Below are 18,854 nucleotides of genomic sequence, written 5' to 3'. Positions count from 1 at the left end.
GGTCGCAGGTACTCGCTGATATTCCGTTCGATCGCGGTACCGATGAAGTAACGGTTCGATGGGTTTCAGCGGCCGGAGTTCGATCCGGCCGAGCCGCCGTCGGATACTCGTAACGCCGCGCGCCGGAGGCGGATCAGTTAACCTCGACGACGTCTACGTCGATGTCGATATCCGAATCGCTTCCCGCTGGGCCGCCCCCCGAACGACTCGCCTCGCCGGGACCGACGTCGGGTTCGCCGTCGTCGTCGATGCTCCCGTCTCCGGGGGCCGGACCGACGCCGGGACCGTGCGAGGCTCCGGGCCCGTGTTCGGCCGGCTCGATGGTGATCGGTGCGGAATCTTCCGTATCCTCGCTCCGAACGCTGACCTCGGCGGTCCCGTTGTCTTCCGAGTCCGTCTGCCAGACGAGATCGATGGTTTCCTCGTCGGTCTCCCCGAGTTCGCTCGAGAGGGTCACCGTTTCCGTGTCCACCGTCCGCCCGTCGGGGTCCTCGAGGGCGATCGTCTGTTCGACGTCCGTTTCCTCCCTGTTCTCGTACAGGCTCGTGACCGTGACCTCGACCGTGGCGGCTTCGCCGGCGGTCACGTTCTCGACGTCGTCGATGGTGACTTGGAAGGCGCCCTCGGCGGCGAGCTCCCAGGCGAATCGGGGGTACTCATCGGGAATCGCAACCCAGGGACCGCCATCCTCCTCGTAGTCCAGTTCGCCGAGGTTGCCGCTCTCCGTGACCTCGAGCCCTTGCATTTCGTCGGTGGTCCGTTCGTTGACGTGGATTTCGTCCCCGATGACGTGTTCGCCGAACGGGGACGAGTGATGGTACCTGTTGTAGTAGACGCTATCGGCGAATTCGTCGTTGGTGTCGTCACCGCGACCGAAGATCGCACCACCCGTGTTCCGATCGGTGTGAGAGGTTCTGTCCATCCGACCCAGGTAGTATTCGATCTCCGGCTGGGTCATCGTCAACTCGATATCTCCTTCGGCCCAGTACATCTGCTTGTTTTCGCTGGCATAGTCGGAGGTCCAGCCGACGATGCCGCCGACGGCGAACGGCCCCTCAACGTCGGCCTGCGAGTACACAGTCGATACTTTGGTATTATACCCGGTCGATCCGACGATGCCGCCGATGCCCATGTTCTTGGCACCCCAGGGATGGCTCACCCCGTGGGTTGCTCTGGCCGGGATTCCGCCGCTGACCGTCGCTTCCGAGACCAGCCGGTTGTCCAGATCGGCGTTGTGTGAGGAACCGACGATTCCACCGACTTCCTGATGTTCGGCCGTGACGTCGCCGCTCACACGGACGTTCTCGATCGTGCCGCCGGCTGCACCGACCAGCCCGCCGGTGACCTGTCGTCCGTGGACCGAAACGTTCTCGAGTCGCAGGTTGTGAATTTTCGATCCTTCGCCGATACCTCTCCACGTTTCGTGGAAATACGAGTTGATGGCAAACAGCCCGACGAAGTCCTCGTCCGGGCGGTCGATGTGAAGCCCTTCGATCGCGTTCCCGTTGCCGTCGAAGTTACCCGAGAATTCCCGTTCCCCTCTCTCCTGATCGCCAATCGGTTCGAAGCCGGCACCGTCGTTCCAGTATTCGGTCCCCTGGGCGTCGATGTCATCGACGAGCTCGTAATTCGCATCGAGGTCGTCATCGATGCACTGGAGCTGGTCGACGGTGCTGACCTCGTACGGATCGTCGCTGGTTCCGCTCCCCGCGTAGCGAACCGCACTACAGTCGGGCCCATCCCGTTCGACCACGACGACTTCCTCCGTCTCGTCGTCGTCGGTCCGGACGGTGACGCGGTCCGTGATCGCGTTCCCGTCCGTCTCGTACTCGAGTTCGACGGTCTCGGTCTCACCGTCCGATACGGTGACCTCCTGTGAAGCGACCCGGTCGCCGTTCGGGTCCTCCAGAACGACGTTCTGAGTGGGATCGCCCGCGACGCCCTCGACGTCGGCGTCGATCGCTACCGACTCGCCTTGCGCGACCGGATCGTCGACCGTGACGTCGTTCACCATGAGGAGCGGTTCGACATCGATCTCCGCCGTGTCCTCGTCGCTGTTCGTCTGGACTGTGACGGTGGTGTTATCGACCGAATCGGGGACCGCGACGCTACCCCACTCGAGCGTGGCCGTCGTCGACGTCCCGCCGTCGAGTGCTACCTCTCGGACAGTGACGACGTCCCCGTCGAAGCCCTCGATCCAGACGAACTGCTCGCCGTCTTCACCCCGATTTCGAATATCGACCTCGACCGCCAGCGACTCACCCGGCTTGACCGACTCGTCGACGACGGTGGTCTCGTCGATGAACAACTGAGCGGGCTCGTCGATGACGAGGAACGACCCCAGTTCGTCGAGGGAATCGCCCTCAGTACGCAGCTCGTACTCGTAGATCTCCCCGGCATCGACCGATGGGGCCGTCAGTTCGACTCGTTCCGTGTCGCCGGCACCGATCGTGACCTCCGTTTCGACGCTGTCGATCGCGTTTCCGTCCTCGTCCAGCACCTCGAGCGTGACGTTCTGGGTCTGTTCGGCGGCGTACGTGCTGGTTACGTTCGCACTGATCGTGACGTCGTCCTCTTCCGTGATGACCTGTCCGTCGGACCCGTTGAGCTGTTTTTCCTCGGGAATTCCCAGGTCCTCGGTGATCTCGAAGACGCCGCCGTTTTCGACCTCGAACGTCCCGCTCGCGTCGTCGTCGTCCGTCTCGACGGTGAACTCGTAGTCGCCTTTGGGCCACTTCGATTCGTCGAGCGACCACGAAACGTTCGCGGCTTCGGTGCTGTTGAGTTCGACCTCCGCGGTCGACGTGGCGGTCTCGTTTCCGTCCTCCGGCGCGATCTCGAGGGTGACGTTCTGTGCGCTTCCGTCCGTGTCCCCGAGATTTCGTACGACCGTGGAGATGTCGATCAATCCGCCCGACACGTTGGTCGTGCTGTTGACGACGCTGTAGTGTGAATCGTCGTGCAAGTAGTAGAACGATCCCGGCTCATCGAGCGTGTCCCCGCCCGGATCGGTTTCGATATCGTATTTGTATTTTTGTCCCGGTGTGAGACCGATATCGTCCGGTTCGAACTTGTGGTTTCCTGAACCATCTACCCACTCCCAGTTGCTCTGCTCATCTGTCTCTATCGACTCGTTTTCAGCAAGTTCCCTCTTCGGTCCATCCGATTCGATAGTTCGTTCCTCAACGACTGCCCCTGATTCATCGCGAATGGTTAGGTTGGCGGTGACGGAACTCTCTTTCCCTCCGCGATTTTTCAGTGTGGCATCGATATGAAAATCCTCGTCGTTTCCGACGAGATTGTCGTCGATGGAAGTCCCGCCGTTGTCAACGAGGCCGCGGTCTTCGACGATCTGGAAATGACTCGTCTCCGGTACGTCTCCCATTCCCTCAACCGTCACGACCACGACGTCCTCGGCCGTCCGATTCACACTGACGTTCCACTCAGTAATGTTCTCGGACTCGCGTTCGAAGTGTCGTTCCCACCCGTCGGCGTACTCGCTTTCGATCCTGACGGCGAAATCGTCGCTACTGGCGTTTTCAGTTATCCCACGTAGGCTTTCGGTCGTATTTGTGGCAGCCTCGTGATCGCGTTCGGCCTTCGAGCCCGATCCGATACCACCCTCGGAATCGAGGCGCATGAAATTCAACTGAAGTGTGTCGTTGGACCCGAAGCCGATCTCCGGAGATTTATCGACTCTGACCCCGGAACCGGTTCGCTCCCAGACGCCGCCCCCCTGATGGGCGAGCGTTCCGTCCTCGAGTTCGAACTCGTAGGTTCCGAGGTCCTCGGAGACGACCCGGTCGTCGTCGGACCAATCCGGGTCGCCGTCCGAACTGTTATACCAGGTGACCGAGAGCGTTCCGTGCCCGTCGATCTGCGGTTGACAGACTTGATCGTCGAACCCCATCGGCTGTTCCTGGCCCGTCATCGCGACGGTGTCGAGTCTGTGATCCGACTCGTCCATACACATGTGTACCTGTTCGCGGTTGGCCTCCGACTGGACCCCGTCAAGTACTGACGACCCCACCGTCAACACTAGCGTGACACCTATCAGGACGATCGCCACCAGTAACACGACACCGACGACCGGGCTCACTCCGCGACTGGTCTTGCCGCCCCCTCTGAATTGGTCCGTCCACATCCTTCGCTATGAGACTGTCCTGATAGCATAAAAATGTATGTGGTAATAAACTGAGTATAAGTCTAAATACGAATTCAAATATCATGTCTATATTGTAGAAGAAGCACTGAACGGTAATTCGATGGGGTGACGGCGGTATCCGACGACGGACGCCGGTCAGATGGCGGTAGCTCGTTCGTTCGGACCTGTTCTCGGCAAGTAATAATTCCTTGACAACACGTCCGACGGGTCGGAGCACCGACCGACCCCAGATTCGATACCTACGCGCACTGAATCGCGATTCGTCGATCGAGACTGATCGTGATTTCGCCGTCGCCGGTTTCGATGTCGAACGTGAGTTCCGTATTGGCTGGCTGTTGGGCTCCGAACGGTGCATCACAGCGGATCTGACCCGCTACGACGTGCCCGCCGTCCACTGTCGTCACGTTCCAATCCTCGAGGGAGGGATTGTCACCGGATTCCGCCTCCAGCGACACGTCCCCCTCACCAACGACCAGCGGGGGAGGTGCCGTTCGATCCGTGATCGTGACGATCTCGACGTCGTACTGGCGGTAGCCTCGATAACAAAAGAACCCCTCACAAACGAGGGTCCCGTCCGATAATTCGATCCGCTCCGGAACGTCGAGTGAGAGGAGTGCCCGTTCGTCGTCGGCCGTTTCGATCCCCACCTCTCGATCGGCATCCAGCGAGTCGAACGCACCGCTCGAGGCGGCGAACAGGAGTCCGCCGACGACGAGGAGGGCGACGCCGAGGGTAGTGATCGATCGCATGAAATCGGTGGTCCGTGATGGGGTATTTGAGCTCCGCGCTCTCGAGCACTGCCGTCGACGAGTACCCGGTCGCGAATCCCGTTCGACTCGAGGGCGGTGGTCCCGTCAGCCGATCACGACGTGATCGGTGTCGATCTCGATACCGGTGTTGCTGCTGGCTCCGCTCGTGCCGTCAGTGGGGGCCGAATCACCGGTCCCGACGTCGGGAGCGCTGCCTTCGTCAGTGTCTCCCTCGAAGCGGGCGTCGATTTCGCCGGCTCCGCCCGCGTCACGACCCTCGCCGGCGTCGACGTCGGTCGAGTCGCCGTCGCCGGGCGTGATGGTAATACTCGGCGTCCCGGGATCGACGTTCGCTCGCTCGACGTTGACGTAGACGATCAGGTCGTTGAAGTTCGGATCGCCCGAGCCGGTATTGTCGCGTGCGCTTTCCCACAGCGCGTCGATGTCGTCGTTGCTCTCTGCACAGCCGGAGTCGTACATTCCACACTGAGTCGTGGCCTCAAACAGGAAAATGAACTCGTTCTCGTCGAGAGTGAGTTCGCCGTCGTTCCAGAGACTATCGCGGTCGATGACCGGGTCCGACACGTCGGCGAGAATTTCGTCGACGCTCTCCTGCTCTTCGTTCCCCGCCTGGAGACCCGGTACACTGTTGTCTTTCGCCGTTCGAACGCGGAGGTTCTGCTCCCGTGAGTCGGCCGTCGCGTTGATCTGATCGACGAGATAATCGTCCGAGGAAGTGTCGACGTCTTCACACCACCTGTGCTGGTCGACGGGACTGAAGTAGTTCGATTCCGCTTCCTCCTGCACGTTACACCCTGAAGTACCGCTCGGGAGCCCGTACGAACTCGATGCGAGGGTCAGCGTGGCTTCCTCCTCGATCTCGAGGGTGGTATTGTAGACCGGATCGCTCTTGTCCTGCCAGCTGGGGTACGTGTTGATGTTTTCCCCGCCGGAGGGGTTCTCGAATACGTGTTCGGTCGTCGTCGTCCCCTCCTGTTTGGTCAGCACCTCGAGAGTCATGGTTCCCAGTTCGTGATCGTTCGGGTAGCCGTTGATTCCGGAAACCTGCGAGCTCAGCACCGAAATATCTACGGTGGCGTTATCGAGATCGTCGAGCCCCGCTCGCCCGGGATCGACACCAGCGGTAACGGTAAACGACGTGGTCGTCGACTCGTCTTCCGTCTGAATCGTCGCTCGGTACTCACCGTCGAGGAGCCTGCTCCTGTTCAGGTCCAGTTCGATCGTGTCCGATTCACCGTACGACCGATTAATTTCTCCATCGAAGAGCGTCCCGTACGGATCCTCGTCCTCGAGCTCGGCCGGCATCTCGTCGAGGTACTCGAGCTCGACGGTCACGGTCTGTGAACCGGAATCGACGCCGGTGTTTTTCAGATCGGCCGTGATGGTGACGTTGTCGTCGGTCGTCGCGTTTCCGTCCGACAGTTCGAAATTGGTTCCGGGCTCCCCGATGTAGAACGATCCGGGAGTGCTCAGGCCGGTACCGTCGGCGTCGATGTCGTAGTCGTAGACTGTTCCCGGCTCGAGGTCGTACTTGTCGGGATCGATCCAGAACGAGATCGTGTTCTCTTCGCCGCCCTCGAGGGTAATCAGCTCGGATCGGTGGACGTCGGTACCCGGAATGGACAGATTGACATTTCGGGTCTCCTTGCCGCTGTAGGTGCTCACGACGCTTGCTTCGACGCTGAACGGCTTGTCGTCCGCGACGACTTGATCGTCGCCGACCCCCTCGTCCTCGACGACCACGAAGGCGTCCTCGCCGCCGGTCGCTTTCCCGGTGACGGTTCCGTTCGCGGTATCGTCACCCGTGTCGATCGTGAACGCGTTCGAGCCGATCGGGAGGTCACTCTCGTTGACCGTCCAGCTGACGGTCCCGTTCGCACCGTAGTCGAGGGTGAGTTCCTCACTGGCGGTGACGTTGTACTCTTCGAGCTCGAGGGTCACGTCTCGGGTCCCCTCCTCGACGCCGCGGTTGGTCACCTCGGCGCTGATCGTGACGTTTCCGTCGCCGGTCGACGTCGTCGTGACGTCGCTGTCGGTCACGTTGAACTGCGACCCGGATTTGCCGAGATAGAACTCACCGGGGCTGTCGAGCGAGTCTTCGACGTTGCCCGAATCGTCGAGCGACTCGATCGTATATTCGTACGTCTGTCCCGGTGTGAGAGTGTCTTCGTACGAACTCTGTTTTACAGTGGCTTTCCTATTTGACTTGGTTTGCCCATTGGGCAGTGCGTTATCGCCATCTTTTACGATCGCTCCACCATCGATCGAGACTCTCATCGGTGTGGTGATCGTATTGTCTCCGGTGTTGTTCAGCGTCGCCCGGAACTTCAGCGGATCGCTATATTCGACCCGCTGGTCGTCCGTTCCGACTGTATTTTTCAGTCCGTCGTCCGACTCGATGAGAACGGTGGGGTTGCTGGTAGGAGACCGGACGTTTTGGATCTTCATCTCGACAGTCTGGTTGCCGGAGTAGGATTCGACGTTGCTGTCTCCGACGGCGTCCTCGAGATACCGATTCCACCCCTCGTAGTACGAGCTTTCGATCTCGACTTCGATGTCGGTGGCGTCGGGACAGTTGCTGGCAGCGTCGTTGATGTCCTTCGTGAGACTCGTCGACTTGCTGTGGTTCGCCCTCGCGACCGTCTCGGGGCCCTCGAAGTCTCCCTCCTCGAGCTGGAGGATCTGCAGCCGTAGCGAGTCCCCGTCGTACTCGATCTGCGGTTCCGAGTCGACGGTGACGCCGTTCTCAGTCTTCACCCAGACGCCACCGCCCTGATGGGCGATCGTCCGATCGTTCAGTTCGAACTCGAGAGCGCGTAAGTCTCCCCTAACGGGTCCTGTAGGACATCTCGTCCCGGTCGAGGCGTTGTACCACGTGACCTCGATCGAGCCGTCGTTCGTGATCGACCCCTCCATCTCGGGGAGTTCCTGTTGCGTCCCCGTCGCTGCGACCGTCGCGATCCTGTGGTCGGTTTCGCTCATGACCTGCTGGGCCCGTTCCGCGTTGGCATCCGATTCGAACGCATCGAGCATCGACGCGCCGGTGACGAACACCATCATCGCACCGATCGCGACGATGGCGAACAACAGGATGACCCCCACCAGCGGACTCACTGCCCGTTGATCGCCCGTCGAATTGCATTTCTGACCCCGATTGTTTTTCCCCATTTCTGTGTTAATACCTGAATCCTATAGTAAAAATATGTATGTTTGTATCAGTGGGAGTATTCTCGCAATAGTGTTCAAGTAACGCTTGATATGCTCCCAGACAACGTATCGGCGGGACGACCGAACTTCGCTGTCATCGCAGCAATCCGTACTGCGAATTATGTGCGTTGTTTTATATTTTGACACTATCTACCGAAATTAACTCGTCCCCGATCGAGTCGACGCATCCGGTCGCGGGTCGGATCGACTCGAGCGGCGCTTTCGGGGGCCGCTGCACGGATAGGTGTCCGATACCATCGCTTCAGCGACGCCTTGAACCGACGTATGGACGGTCTTTCGGCAGTTCTGCCTGCTCAATACAAAGTGGGTGACAGTCATGGAGTGGTGTAAGAACCGCGTACCGGCACCCCTCGCGGATCGGTGCTGGCGCGTGGTACGGAGACCATAATCAATGAAAATGAATCGACGCAACGTGGTTGTTGGACTGGGAACGATCGTCGCGGGTGGCGGAGCAGCGCTCGGCTCGGGTGCGTTCAGTACCGCGAGCGCGGACCGAACGCTCGACGTCAACGTCGTTACGAACACCGATATCGCGGCCGATTTCGTCGATATCATCCTGCACGTGGGCGACCACAGTAGCATCGCACTCGGTACCGATGACGACGATCCAGCCAATCTCTTCCCGGATAGCGGTGATACCTACGAGTCTGACTTTTCTCCGAGTGACACCGACGTCAGCCTCATGCAAAACGACGTGACAATCGTCGTCGGCCCCGACGGAAGCGAGCTTCCGCCGAACGCGACCGTGTCGTATACCGACCTCTTTACGGTCGTCAACGACGACGGATCCACCAGCCAGGCCTTCGATGTCAAATTCGAGGCGACGGGCGGCCCGAGCGTCGAATTCAACGGGACTTCGAACGCACAGTCCACGTCGTACACAGCGAACCTCGGAACGGGAGGCGACACCGAAGCGATCAGTACCGATATCAATACCGGTGGCAGTAACGACAGCGGCACGCTCGAAATCACGATCACGGAAGCCTGAGTTCGTCAGGCTACTCATCGAACGAGATCGGTATCGAGTATCGAATCAGCGGACGTAATATACTGAACCGTACAATGATAGTATGAAGCGCCGAGCATTCATCGGTCTCGGAATCATCTCGATCGGCGTGGGAGCGGTGTACGACACCGGCGCGTTTAGCGCGACTACTGCCGCTCGAGGGGTCACCGTGAGCGCTGCCGACGATCCGAACGCCCAGCTCGGCCTCGTCGGCATCGAGGACGCCAGTACGACGCCGGAGTTCGTCAACCGTTCGTCCCAGACGCTCGCCGTCGAACTCGATTCCTCGGACGCGAGCGTCGAGGTCGACGTCGGGAACACTGATTCCTTCGAGCCGGTTCCGGTGTCATTCGATATCGCGATCGACGACGGTGTCGAAGCGCCGATCACCGCCGATAGCGAGGAAGCACCGCTCGACATCGCCGCGGAACTGATCGCCACCGACGGCTCCGTCGCTGGAGCGATCACTGCCCAGCGGACCGCGGCGATTCCGCAGGCCGAACAGATTCAGGTGACGGCCAGCGTGAAGTCCGCGGGGAACAGCGGGAAATACGAGTTCGAACTCGAGAACACCGGTTCGATCGACGTCACGATCGTCGGACTCGGTATCAACGAAACCACGAACGCCGACGCGGTTCGGGTCGACGGCGGTCCCGACGAGATTCTGGTCGATCTCGACCGTGGCGTGAGCCTCGTTTCCGAAGGTATCCCGATCGATAGTAGCGACCCCGGGAACGCGACGGTCATCGGGTTCGATGACGGCGACGAGGTGACGCTGACCGTAAACGAGACGAACGGCTTCAGGTTCGATCGGTTCCTGGACGGTCAAGGAAAGAACGCCAAAATGAAAGGCGACGACGTCAGGGTGACGCTGGCGTTCAGCGACGGCAGCACGAGCGTCGAGACGCTCTGTCTGAGCGGGTGTGACTTCTAACGGTCCTGAGTTTTCGCTCTCAGCGAGAACGTTTTTCGCGACGCTCGCTGGATCGGGCCATCGCAACGGATTCGATCTACCGAACTCGAGTGGTGATCGAGTCGAAATCGGTCCGGCGGACTCGGACGCGAGTGCTGTGTGTCATGTTCCATGCTGCTTTACTGCATTCTATCGTGACACTGAGACGGCCGATTTCGATCGCTCAAGCTCGGCTTGAAGACCATCCGTTCCGTCCGTCGCGAGTATTGGTGTTCGTGTAATCGTTCTCGGTGATCAATACAAAGTAGGGAGACGGTTTAGGAAGGACCAGAATCGTACGGCACCCGTAACCGGTGCCGGGCGAACCGTACGGTGAGCATACCATGAGAATGAACAGACGAAACGTGTTAGTCGGGCTCGGAACGATCGTCGCCGGCGGCGGCGCAGCACTCGGAACGGGCGCGTTCAGTAGCGTGGAAGCGGATCGAGAGATGACCATTCAGACGACCGGCGATGGGAGTGCGCTGTTGGCACTATCCGCCACTACTAGTGAATTTAGCGGAGTGAGTAACAACGGCACTGGTGATGTACTTGCGCTACAATTCTCGGATCTCAATGCTGATGCCGTGACTACATTCAACGGTCTGCTGACGATTTCCAACAACGGGAGTAACGAAGTCGATCTCGACGTCTCGACCAATGAGGACGTCACGTTTCTCTACGATCCGGATGGATCCGGTGGGAGAGATACTGCACTGAGTGGAAATACGGCGACCATCGGTGTTGATGGGGATATGACGTTCGATGTCGAAATCGACCTGCAGGGCCAGAACAGCGTGGACGCGACCCAGACGATTACGTTTACGGCAACGGACACGTCAGCGTAGTCACGATTAGCGACAGTCCCTTCGGAATCGGTCTCGGGTACCGTTCGGACGAGTCCTATATATGTCATCAGTAAAGACCCCACTCGTCGCCGCGCTGCTCTGCTTTCTCCTCGCGCTCGTAGTTCCGACTGCGGCGATCACTGTGGGGGAGGATCGGACGGACGACGATGTCGTTCTCGAGTCCGTCGACGATCGGTACGCGACGATCGACGACGGCGAGCTCAGGCTCGATCTCGGCGTGGTCGCCAACACGGAGACGCGGTTTGCCGACGTGTTCACGATCGCGATCGGTGACGACGCCGACGACGTCGAAGCAGTGTGGATCGATCACGACGTCGAGGGTGTGACCTTCCACGCGGACGGGTCGGCGGTCACGAACGACTCGCGACTCGAGCCGGACCCCGGCGACAGTATCAGGGTGGGAGTGGCGGTCGACTCGTCCGTCGCGACGGCCGGAACGGAGACGTTCACGGTCGCGGTGGGGTACGCGGACGAAGACGACACGAGCGAGGACGGGACAGGTGGGGACGGGACGAACGGAGGTACCGGCGACAGCGCGGACGACGGGTCGAGCTCGTCGGCGACTATCCTGGGGTCGGAGCTGACGCTCTCGCCGACGACGCTCGAGACCGGCGAGACGCTGACGGCGAGCGCGACGTATCGAAACGCCGGTGATGCGAGGGGGACGGCCGTGGCGACGCTGACCGTCGACGGAACCGTCGTCGACCGACAGCGGATCGAACTCCGGCCCGGGGAAGAGACGACCGTGACGTTCGAGCGCCGCATGGACTGGCCGGGAACGTACGCCGTCGGTATCGACGGCGTCGGGAGCGAATCGGTTACCGTCGAGGGGCCGCCGGTCGCCATCGTCGATGCGGGCGTCGTGGACGACGTGGCTATCGACGATAGCGATACGACCGCCGATATCACCGTCGGCGAGTCGACGGCGGTTCGGGCGACGGTACGGAACCCGACTAACGCGACGGTCGAGCGCACGCTCGAGCTTTCCGTCGACGGGATCGTCGTCGAGAGCCGGCTCGTTTCGATCCCGGCGAACGGCGAGCGGACGGTCTCGTTCGACCGCGGGTTCGACCGCGCGGGGACGTACGAGATCAGCGTGAGCGGCGTCACTGCTGGAACGGTGACCGTCTCCGACCGGCCGGCTCCGGTTCCGATGCCGAACCGCGAGCTTTCGGCGGCGACGACCGCAGCGCTCGCGCCGCCGACGACGGCGGGGCTGTTGTTCCTGGCGGTCGCTGCGAATCGGAAATGGGCGTTCGCCCGGTAGCCGCGAGGGTATCCCACGGCCGTACGCTCCGCTCGACCAGTCGGTCGGTTCTCTCGCGAGCTTTATACTCCTGGAAACGAAGTATAGTTCAGTTGTACCGTCAGCCACCCATGACTGCTCGTTCAATCGGCTAATGACTCCGGCTACGCTCGTCAAGCGAGGTGTCGGCCTCGTCGTCGTCCTGGCTATAATCCTCCTGATAGTCGGACAACTCCTCGGGCAGCCGATCCTGCTCGGGTACGTCGCGACCGGAAGCATGGAACCCGCGATGGACGCGGGCGACGGCTTCGTCGCGATTCCGAGCGTCGTCGCCGGTCCCGTCGAGGAGGGCGATGTCGTCGTCTACCAGGCCAGAGAGCTCCACGACGGCGGACTGACGACTCACCGCGTGGTCGGCGAGACGGAGGAGGGGTACGTCACGAAAGGCGACGCGAACCCCTTTACCGATCAGGACGGCGGTGAGCCCCACGTTACCGACGGCCAGATCGTCGCCAAAACCCTGCAGGTCGGCGGTGAGGTCGTCACGATCCCGTATCTCGGCACCGCGATCATGGGGGCTCAGGGACTCGTCGAGCGAGCGTACGGTGCGGTCGCCCCGGTTTTCGGGCTCACGACGACAGCGTCATCGAACGGGCTGGGCTCCGTGCTCGTCGCACTCGGCGTCGCCATGCTCGGGTTCGGGGTATTGCTCGAGCAGGTGGGGCCGACGCGACGCGAGGCGACGAGGTCGCGCTCGCGCGAGAACGTGATCGCGTTCTGGACCGCGCTCGGGCTCGTTCTGGTCGTGTTCGTGACGTTCGCGACCGCGGCGATGGTCGTCCCGTCGGGGACCACCGAGTACGGGCTGGTCAGTTCGGAGTCGCCCACCGAGGACCCACAGATCGTCGCTCCCGGCGAGACGACCGACTTCACTCGTACCGTCGACAACGCCGGATACCTCCCCGTGGTGGTCGTCCACGAGGCGGAAAGCGGCGGGATCAGTGCCGATCCGACGTGGCAGACGGTCGGCATTCGGGGGAGCGGGGAGACGACGGTGACGCTGTCCGCTCCCAGCGAAACGGGCGAGTACGTTCGTCACCTCGGCGAGTATCGATATCTCGCCGTGCTGCCGCCGTCCGTGCTCGTCTGGCTCCACGGAGTCCATCCGCTCGCCGCTATCGGAGCAGTAAACGGCGTTATCGTCGGGATCGCCGTCGTACTCGTGCTCGTTCTGTTCGGTAGTTCCGACATTCGGTTTCGATCCGCGGGGAGTCACGTCCCGCTGTCCACCCGACTCGAGCGACGGCTTCGGAAGTGGTTCGAGGATCGAGAGTAACGACCCGGGGCCACTACCCTTATAGTGGTTGATTTCTTTCACTAGCGCATGTATTGTCCCGATGACCGAACAGTTCGGAACCGAACCGTTCGGCCAGCGGGCGCGTCCGGGCAGGCGAGTGCTGGAGCCAACGAATGATCGACAATCCGCGCCTCGAGTTGTTGCTCGCCAAACAGGGACGGTCGATCGCGATCGCGTTGGTCGTTATCGGTGCCCTCGCGATCGGTGCGACCGGGTGGGCGGTCGCGAACCCGGAGACGACGACGTCGCCGACGTTCGAGGAGGAACGCGTTACGGCCGACGCGCAGACGAGCGCCGTCGTCACCGAAAGCGGCACGCTCTGGACCGAAGGCGAGCGGCTCACGAACAGTTCGGTCTACTTTCTGAACACGTCACCGGAGCTGACCGTCGAACCGGAAACGAGGTTGCGAAACGACGGCGGCGTCCCGGTCGAGGACGGAAGCGTCACTCACGAGCTCACGCTCCGGTTCGAGGCGACTCGCGACGGGGCGTCGTTCTGGAACGAAACCCACCAGGTGCTCCGGGAGTCGCCGTCGGTCGAGAACGGCGTCGCGACGTCGGACGCGACGATCGACGTCGAATCGTACCGCCAGCGACAGCGCGAACTCCAGCGGGAGGTCAGCGGAATCGGAACGGTCCAGCTCACGCTGGAACTCCGCGTCGAGTACGATACGGGTCGTCAGCAGGGAACGCTCACGACGACGACGCCGGTGCGGATCACGGACGACGCCTACTGGCTCGAGGAATCGCTGTCCGACGCCGCGACGCACAGCTACCAGAGCGGGACGAACCGGACGACCGAATCCCGCAGTCCGGCACTCATCGGTGGCCTGTCGGTGCTCGGAACGCTCTCGCTGGCCGGCGCGGCGTTCGTCTCCCGCCGGTCTCCGACCGACATCGAAGCCGCCCGTCGGGCCGTCCACGAACAGCGATACGCCGAGTGGATCTCGCGGGGTTCGATTCCGATGTGGATCGGCGACTATCACGTCTCCCTGGACACGCTCGAGGACGTCGTCGACGTCGCGATCGACACGAACGAGCGCGTCGTCCACGACGAGCAACGAGGGTTGTTCGCGGTGGTCAACGACGGCGTCGTCTACTACTACAGCGACCGCGGCCTCTGGGAGGAGACCGCCTGGCCGGAGATGGATCTGGAGGAGCAGCCGGCCGTCATCGACGGCGATGGAGACGTATCGGCCGAGGATCTCTCGGAACTCGATCCGAGCGACGAGTTCGCGTCGCCGGAGGATCCGGACGGCTTCGAGGACGACGAGGAGGTCTGGGAACAGCTCTAGTCTCAGATCTCTGACTCTATACTCGTGTGGAGCGTCTTGACGTCCCTCGAATCACCAGATCAGTCGATATAATGATAACTAATCGATCTGGGACGTATTCGGTGACGGAGAGCTATCGCTCGACTTTCTTCCGGACGAATCGAGCCCGAAAGTCGTACGCGTATCGGGTATAAAACAAAATATGTATACGGCGGATTCGCGACGTTTGTACCGTATGGAAACGCCACTCATTGTCACGGATTTCCTCGAGCAGGCGCGGGAGTACTACGGGGATCAGGAGGCCGTCGTGGGTGCAGCGGGTGATCGATTCACGTACGCCGAGCTCGGTGAGCGGACCGATCGCTTCGCGGCGGCGCTCCAGGAGCGAGGGATCGAGAAGGGCGATCGGGTCGCCGTCCTCGACCCGAACACGCACTATCACCTCGAGGCGGCGTTCGGCGCGATGCAACTCGGTGCCGTTCACACGCCGCTGAACTACCGCCTCGAGCCGGACGACTACGAGTACATCCTGTCGGACGCGGGGGTCGACGCGATCTACGCCGATTACGAGTACGCCGAGAAGATCGAAGGGATCCGCGACGAGGTGCCGACGGAGACGTTCGTGACGAACGACGCGGATGCCGTCGACGGCGAGTGGGAGGACTTCGACGACGTGATCTCGGACACTGGGACCGAATTCGACCAGCCCGAGATGGCCGAGGACGAGATCATCACGATCAACTACACCTCGGGGACGACGGGCGACCCGAAGGGTGTCTGTCGCACCCACCGGACCGAGACGATCCACGCCTACCTGATGTCGATCTACCACGAGATCACCGACGACGACACTTACCTGTGGACGCTGCCCATGTTCCACGTCAACGGCTGGGGGCACATCTACGCGGTGACCGGAATGGGCGCGACCCACGTCTGTACGCGCGGGGTCAACCCCGATCAGATCGTCTCCTCGATCCGCGAGGAGGACGTGTCACTTCTCTGTGCGGCGCCGGCGGTGCTCAACCAGCTGATCGATTACTACGAGAGCGAGGGCGAGCCGGAGATGACGGGCGAGGAGCAGGTTCGCGTGACGACCGCGGGCAGCGCGCCGCCCGAAGCGACCATCCGGGCCGTCGAGGACCGCTTTGGCTGGTACCTGAAACACCTCTACGGCGCGACCGAGACGGGACCGCTGATCACCATCTCCGACGCGAAGCGACTCATGACCGACGACAACCGCTTCGAGATCAAGAAACGCCAGGGGATGGGCGTCCTCGGCACCGACGTTCGCGTCGTCGACGAGGACGGCGAGGACGTCCCCCGCGACGACGGGACGCTCGGCGAGATCGTCGTCCGGGGCAACCAGATCATGGACCGCTACTGGAACAAACCCGAGGCGACCGAGGAGGCCTTCAACGACCGCGTCGCGGGCTACTACCACACCGGCGACCTCGCGACGGTCGACGAGAACGGACTGATCGCGATCCGTGATCGGAAGAAGGACATCATCATCTCCGGGGGCGAGAATATCTCGAGCATCGAACTCGAGGACACCTTGTTCGACCACGACGCAGTGGCGGACGCGGCGGTGATTCCGGCACCGAGCGACGAGTGGGGCGAGACGCCGAAGGCGTTCGTGGTGCCGTCGAACGACGACCCGGATAACCCGCCGGTCTCGGCGGACGAACTGACCGAGTTCACCCGGAACCAGTTGGCGGGGTACAAGGTCGTCCGCCGGGTCGAGTACGTCGAGGAGCTGCCGAAGACTGCCACCGGGAAGACCCAGAAGTACGAACTCCGCCAGCGGGAGTGGGCGGACGAAGACCGGATGATCGGCGAGGGATAATCGCTGCCGGTTCCTATTCGATCGGGGATCGAATCGTTTCAGGGCCGCTGGTGAGGATCCGTCCGAATCGATGACTGTCCCGGGTCACGACGGGTTTCACCTCTCGGGCCACGCGCTAAAAATATGGCTCCTCAATACCTCAGAAAGCAGTTTACTGGAAAAAACATATTGTAATATATCAGCGTCCCCTCTCGGTAAGGCTCAACTTTTATACTGCTGGCGCGTTTCGAATCGTAGTATGGCAGAGACCGACGGGGAAGAAATCGAAGACTTGCCACCGAGTGCGAAACTCGTTTTCAAGGTTCTCGAGTACGACGGGCCGCTGACGCAGAAACAGATCGTCGAAGAATCGATGCTCTCGGCCCGAACGGTGCGATACGCCCTCGAGCGCCTCGAAGAGATCGGGATCGTCGACGAGGACATCTACTTTGCGGACGCTCGACAGAGCCTCTATCGACTCGAGGAGCCGGTCGCGGCCGACGGAAACGGCGTCGAGGAATCCCCGAAAAAAGACGCCTGCTGCGCGGAATAACGGCGAGAGCGCCAGGATTATTTCCCAGCGGTGAGCGGATCCGGTATGGAGAAAGAACGACTCCCGCGATGGGGTTGGTTGCTGCTCGGTCTGTTTCTGGCATCGCTCGTTTCGTCGGTTCTCAATCTGTTGCTGGTGCCCGCCGTCTTCGCCGAGACGTATCAATCGATCACGGTCATCACGACCATGGCACCGGTGTTGATCTACGTCGGCGTCTGGTACGACGAGGAGCGACAGCACTACTGGCAGCACTCCCGAACCCGAATCGCCGGGGACGTTCTCTTCGTCGTGACGGGGGCGGCTCTCGGGTCTGCCATCGTGCTCGTCGGGATCGCCGGGCTGGGGCTTCCGAACTTCGTTCAGGACGTGATCGCGATGGGGGGTGGATTCCTTTTGGCCTGGGGACTGTTCTGGTGGCGCAATCCGGAGGTCTACTCTATCGAAACGGACGGCTGAGACCGACACTGAACGAGCCGCTCGCCCGACCACTGGCGGTCCGTCGGGCACTCCGTCCCGGTCGGCGAGAGGTGCGGCGCGATTCGATCGGGAGGTCCCGTTCCTACTCGAGCGAGCCCGACTCCTCTCCGCTGCGCTCGTCGGTTCGCCACGCGATCCCCGGCGTCGGCGGCGTCGACCGCTTGTGAGCGGTCTCCTCGTGTCTCAGTGCGATTTCTTCGGCCGTCTCGCGGTCGATTCGGAGATCCGTGACGGCTTCTTCCAGCGGGAGCCCCTCGTCGACGAGCCGATACAACAGCGGGTCGATCACGTCGTATTGCGCGCCGAGTTCGTCGGCGTCGGTCTGCGTCGCCCAGAACCCCGCCGTCGGTTCCTTGCCGATGATTCGGCGGGGAATCCCGACGTGTTTCGCGAGCGCTCGGACCTCCGTCTTGTAGCACTCGCCGATCGGATAGGCGTCGGCCGCACCGTCCCCGTACTTGGTGAAGTAGCCGAGTAACTGCTCGGACCGGTTCGCGGTGCCGAGCACGAGCCGCGACCCCCTGTTCGCCGCGTAGTACGCGGTGACCATCCGCAACCGCGCGACGACGTTGCCTGTTTCGAGGGCTCGTTCGTCGGCCCCCTCACTCGAGGCCCCTTCCGGCTCGAGTTCGCTCGCGACCGTCCCCTCGAAGGCCTCGAGGAGCGGGCGCAACTGGATCTCCTCGAAGTCGATTCCCATTCCCTCGGCGATCGTCCGGGCGTCGCTGACGTGGGCGCCCTCGGCCTTGTGGCAGGGCAGTCCCAGCCCGAGGACGCGGTCGGTACCGAGGGCTTCGACCGCCAGCGCCGTCGTCAGGGTCGAGTCGATGCCGCCGCTCATCGCGACGACGACACCTGCCGCTCCCGCGTTCGCGACTCTCGTCCGGATATCGGCGACGATTCGCTCGCGTATCGTCTCGAGCGAGCGGTAATCAGTGTGAAACGGTCCGTTCGTGCGTTCGACGTCGGAATAGACGAACGTCTCGCTATATGCGCTCATCCGTTGGAATCACTCTGGTTCACTCTAACTCAGTAGACGATCGTCCCATATATGAAGCTAATCCTTAAACAGCTAGTAGTTATATTCGTGTTTCGGGGTCGCATGATCGCGTCTGGTCCTTTTCACTGACCG

At 61.7% G+C, this 18,854-nt stretch carries 13 protein-coding genes; 9 read left to right on the top strand and 4 right to left on the bottom strand.

The window, feature by feature from the left end; genetic code table 11:
• Window positions 1–133: 133 nt before the first annotated feature.
• From NDI89_RS04940 to NDI89_RS04930, 3 genes are all read right to left on the bottom strand, one after another.
• Window positions 134–4,144: a DUF7289 family protein gene (locus tag NDI89_RS04940; protein ID WP_277520392.1), complete on the bottom strand. Its 4,011-nt coding sequence runs from the start codon at window positions 4,142–4,144 to the stop codon at window positions 134–136.
• 260 nt (window positions 4,145–4,404) lie between these two features.
• The gene (locus NDI89_RS04935) at window positions 4,405–4,914 is read right to left on the bottom strand and encodes a hypothetical protein (RefSeq protein ID WP_277520391.1); all 510 of its coding nucleotides are present in this window, start codon (window positions 4,912–4,914) and stop codon (window positions 4,405–4,407) included.
• Between the two features lie 105 nt (window positions 4,915–5,019).
• Window positions 5,020–8,103: a DUF7289 family protein gene (locus NDI89_RS04930; protein ID WP_277520390.1), complete on the bottom strand. Its 3,084-nt coding sequence runs from the start codon at window positions 8,101–8,103 to the stop codon at window positions 5,020–5,022.
• Window positions 8,104–8,554: 451 nt separating this feature from the next.
• Here NDI89_RS04930 and tafA point away from each other — a divergent pair, with 451 nt between their 5' ends.
• From tafA to NDI89_RS04885, 9 genes are all read left to right on the top strand, one after another.
• Window positions 8,555–9,151, top strand: coding sequence for a fimbrial protein TafA (gene tafA, locus NDI89_RS04925; RefSeq protein ID WP_277520389.1), 597 nt, complete (start codon window positions 8,555–8,557; stop codon window positions 9,149–9,151).
• Window positions 9,152–9,233: 82 nt separating this feature from the next.
• A complete protein-coding gene (locus NDI89_RS04920; protein WP_277520388.1) occupies window positions 9,234–10,103 on the top strand; it encodes a hypothetical protein in 870 nt (289 codons plus the stop codon).
• A gap of 470 nt (window positions 10,104–10,573) precedes the next feature.
• Window positions 10,574–10,969 (top strand): hypothetical protein, encoded by a 396-nt coding sequence (locus NDI89_RS04915; protein WP_277520387.1) that lies wholly within the window; start codon window positions 10,574–10,576, stop codon window positions 10,967–10,969.
• Between the two features lie 61 nt (window positions 10,970–11,030).
• Window positions 11,031–12,257, top strand: coding sequence for a CARDB domain-containing protein (locus NDI89_RS04910; RefSeq protein WP_277520386.1), 1,227 nt, complete (start codon window positions 11,031–11,033; stop codon window positions 12,255–12,257).
• A 133-nt stretch (window positions 12,258–12,390) separates the two neighbouring features.
• Window positions 12,391–13,572: a signal peptidase I gene (locus tag NDI89_RS04905; RefSeq protein ID WP_277520385.1), complete on the top strand. Its 1,182-nt coding sequence runs from the start codon at window positions 12,391–12,393 to the stop codon at window positions 13,570–13,572.
• A 134-nt stretch (window positions 13,573–13,706) separates the two neighbouring features.
• A complete protein-coding gene (locus NDI89_RS04900) occupies window positions 13,707–14,888 on the top strand; it encodes a DUF5305 domain-containing protein (protein WP_277520384.1) in 1,182 nt (393 codons plus the stop codon).
• A gap of 214 nt (window positions 14,889–15,102) precedes the next feature.
• The gene (locus tag NDI89_RS04895) at window positions 15,103–16,713 is read left to right on the top strand and encodes a long-chain-fatty-acid--CoA ligase (protein ID WP_277520383.1); all 1,611 of its coding nucleotides are present in this window, start codon (window positions 15,103–15,105) and stop codon (window positions 16,711–16,713) included.
• 238 nt (window positions 16,714–16,951) lie between these two features.
• Window positions 16,952–17,245: a MarR family transcriptional regulator gene (locus NDI89_RS04890; protein WP_006180348.1), complete on the top strand. Its 294-nt coding sequence runs from the start codon at window positions 16,952–16,954 to the stop codon at window positions 17,243–17,245.
• 45 nt (window positions 17,246–17,290) lie between these two features.
• Window positions 17,291–17,701 carry a hypothetical protein gene (locus NDI89_RS04885; RefSeq protein WP_277520382.1) on the top strand — a complete coding sequence of 137 codons (411 nt, stop codon included), beginning with the start codon at window positions 17,291–17,293 and terminating at the stop codon, window positions 17,699–17,701.
• Window positions 17,702–17,804: 103 nt separating this feature from the next.
• On the opposite strand, the gene NDI89_RS04880 is transcribed toward NDI89_RS04885, so the two are convergent.
• Window positions 17,805–18,722 (bottom strand): NAD+ synthase, encoded by a 918-nt coding sequence (locus NDI89_RS04880; RefSeq protein ID WP_277520381.1) that lies wholly within the window; start codon window positions 18,720–18,722, stop codon window positions 17,805–17,807.
• Window positions 18,723–18,854 lie beyond the last annotated feature (132 nt).

This window comes from Natrinema salsiterrestre, assembly GCF_029502005.1.
In the GTDB taxonomy this organism is placed as follows: domain Archaea; phylum Halobacteriota; class Halobacteria; order Halobacteriales; family Natrialbaceae; genus Natrinema; species Natrinema salsiterrestre.
Note: the sequence above shows the minus strand (reverse complement) of the source record. Positions and strands in the feature narration are given on the sequence as shown.